Annotated in this window: 2 protein-coding genes and 1 pseudogene; all 3 read left to right on the top strand. The window is 46.5% G+C overall.

The genetic code is table 11. The annotated features are described in order from the left end of the window. Nucleotides 1-608: 608 nt before the first annotated feature. A pseudogene (istA, locus tag AAHB90_RS32915) lies at nt 609-1,346 on the top strand (IS21 family transposase); the annotation flags it as partial. Further along, nucleotides 1,320-1,931, top strand: a complete 612-nt coding sequence (locus AAHB90_RS32910) for a Mu transposase domain-containing protein (RefSeq protein WP_446717948.1) — start codon at nt 1,320-1,322, stop codon at nt 1,929-1,931. The pseudogene istA and the gene AAHB90_RS32910, both read left to right, overlap by 27 nt. 48 nt (nt 1,932-1,979) lie before the next feature. Next, on the top strand, nt 1,980-2,717 hold the full coding sequence (gene istB / locus AAHB90_RS32305; RefSeq protein ID WP_342089462.1) for an IS21-like element helper ATPase IstB: 738 nt from the start codon (nt 1,980-1,982) through the stop codon (nt 2,715-2,717). Nucleotides 2,718-2,784: the final 67 nt, after the last annotated feature.

Raw genomic sequence — 2,784 nt, 5'->3', positions numbered from 1 at the left:
CTCTGATCCGGTGTCTAAAACGGACTTCACCGGGCCAGTCATTTCGGAGTATTGCGGGCCAGTCTTAACGGAAATCAACGGGCCAAAATTCAGGATCATTTTCGGAGGCCGTTGGGCCAAGTTTTCGTCGGGTCAGGCTTGCTGACTTAGGCTGGACAACGGAGGCAATTGGGCCAATAACGATTTTGAATTCGGAAGTCACTGGGCCAGTCCTTAGAGTGAGAATTGGCCAGAGCTTCTGAAAACGGAAGTCGATGGGCCAAAAACATCTTCAATCCGATCCTGATCTATTAGTACAGGCAATCTAACTTCTTAAAAACGGAAGTCATTGGGCCACTTTCCATGATTTATCATAGCCTTGTTTCTGAATTAAATCTCAGTGACATGGCCGGACAAAGGATCAATATCATGGAAATACGTAGCTTGATTGCATTAAAATTGAAGGGGTTAAGCAACAGGAAAGTCGCGGACCTGTTAAAGATTAACCGTAAGACCGTTGATAATTATACCAGCCGTTTTTCGGCTCTGCATCTTGGTTTTGACGAGCTTATCAACCTTACCGAGCCAGAGACCTACGCGATCTTTTTACAGAAGAGCCACAGACGGAAAAGCAGCGTTACGAACTGCTGGCGGCACGTTTTTCGTACTTCGAAAAGCAGTTGCGCAAGCCAGGGTGTACTCTTCAGGCGCTTTGGAAAGAATACCTGCAACAAAATCCACAGGGTTATAGATACACCCAGTTTACTTTTCATTATCGCCGTTGGCGCTCCTTAAATAATCATAGCGGTAAGCTGGATCATAAGGCCGGAGAAAAGCTTTTCATAGACTTCTGTGGCAAAAGATTATCCTACATCGATAGAACTACCGGAGAACAAGTCGAAGTAGAGGCTTTTGTAGGCGTTTTGCCGTGCAGCCAGTATACTTTTGTAAAAGCGGTTGCTTCACAGAAACGGGAGGACCTTATTGCTTGTCTGGAATCCTGTCTGCAGTGGATTGGTGGTGTCCCACAGGCTATTGTATCGGATAATCTGAAAGCTGCTGTCAGCAAAGGCAGTAAATATGCCCCGGTAATTAACAGGACGCTTACGGACTTTGCGTTGCATTATGGTTGTGTGGTCGATCCGGCCCGCCCGCATCACCCTCAGGATAAAGCGCTTGTAGAGCGCAGCGTCGAACTGGTATACCAACGGATATTTTATCCTTTAAGCAAGTTCACCTTCTTTAGTCTGGATGAACTTAATCAATCCATCAAAGTCCTTCTGGATGAGTATAATGACTATTTATTCTCTCATGGTGGCGGCACCAGGCGGAGCCACTTCGTGGACCTTGAAAAGGAATATCTCCAGGCTTTACCTGCTGGCTCTTACAGCATCCACCATTACAGAAGGGCCAAAGTCCAGCGTACTGCCCACATTTTCCTGAGTGAAAACCACAATTATTACAGCGTCCCCTACCGCTTTACCGGACTGTCTGTCGAAGTCCAGTATAACCACAACTATGTGGAGATCTTTTATAACCACGACCGTATTGCACTGCATAAAAGAAGTTACCGGCCAGGCCATTACACCACTGTGGCCGATCACATGCCTTCTACGCACAGGGCCTACCAGCAGTGGTCACCCCAGCATTTTGAAGACCGGGCCCGACAAGTCGGCAGTTGTACGCTGGAATATATTAGGAAGTTATTAGGCCAGTACAGCTACCCCGAAGTCGCCTATAAGCAGGCGCAGGGCATCCTGGCTTTCCTTAAACAATATGACCAGTCACGTTTGGAAAATGCATGCAAGCGTGCACTGCTGTACCATAAGGCATCTTATCATACGATTGAAAACATCCTCAAGAACAACCTGGATATGGAAGACCTCAATCAACAGCCGGAGTTGACTATTCCACAGCACGACAATATCCGCGGCGCAAGCCATTATAAGTAGTATTCCGGGCCATGCTGACCCCAGTAAATTTTATAAACCAAAACAATTATGAACGAACACAACACCCTTGAAAAAATGCGCCGAATGCGCATGAACGCGATGGCCACGCTCTACCATCGCTGCGTCAACGAACATCTGTACCAGGATTATTCCCTGGATGACTTCCTATCCCTTCTGGTGGACACAGAATGGGAAAGCAGACAAAGCCGAAACATCGAAAGCCTGATTCTCAGGGCCGGTTTTAAGCAAGACGCTGCCGCGTCGGACATCGATTACCAGGCCACCAGGAACCTGGACAAAACAAACTTTGAGCGGCTGCTCAGTCTAAACTTTATTAGTAAAAAGGAAAATCTGATCATCACCGGGCCCACTGGGTCCGGTAAAAGTTTTCTTGCTCAATGTCTCGGAATCAAGGCTTGCCAACTCCTCAATAAAACCATCTATTACAATACCGCCAGGTTTTTTGACATTGCAAAGCTGGCTAAACTCGAAGGCTCCTATCATAAACTGATCAAACGTATACAGAGGGCGGAACTGCTGATCCTGGACGATTTTGGACTGGTATCTATTGATCAACCGGCCAGAAATGTCCTGCTAGATGTCATTGAAGAACGGTATGATAAATCTTCAACGATCATTGCAACACAGATACCAGTGTCCAAATGGCATGGCCTGATTGGGGAAAATACCATCGCTGACGCGATTCTTGATCGAATTGTTTTCTCTTCCCACCGTATTGAGCTCGAAGGGGATTCTTTACGAAAGAAAAAACAGTTGAGTACTTAGATTTAAACTACTATTATTGCAAACGGAAAGTGGCCCAACGATTCCCGTAACGCTTGGCCCTATATGC

It is taken from the genome of Dyadobacter sp. OTU695, assembly GCF_038440355.1.
Classification (GTDB): domain Bacteria; phylum Bacteroidota; class Bacteroidia; order Cytophagales; family Spirosomataceae; genus Dyadobacter.
This window is presented reverse-complemented; position numbering and strand designations above follow the sequence as displayed.

What these genes read in the sequence shown, in the direction of transcription:
- istB (WP_342089462.1), top strand. Translation starts at nt 1,980, where the DNA reads ATGAACGAACACAACACCCTTGAAAAAATGCGCCGAATGCGCATGAAC.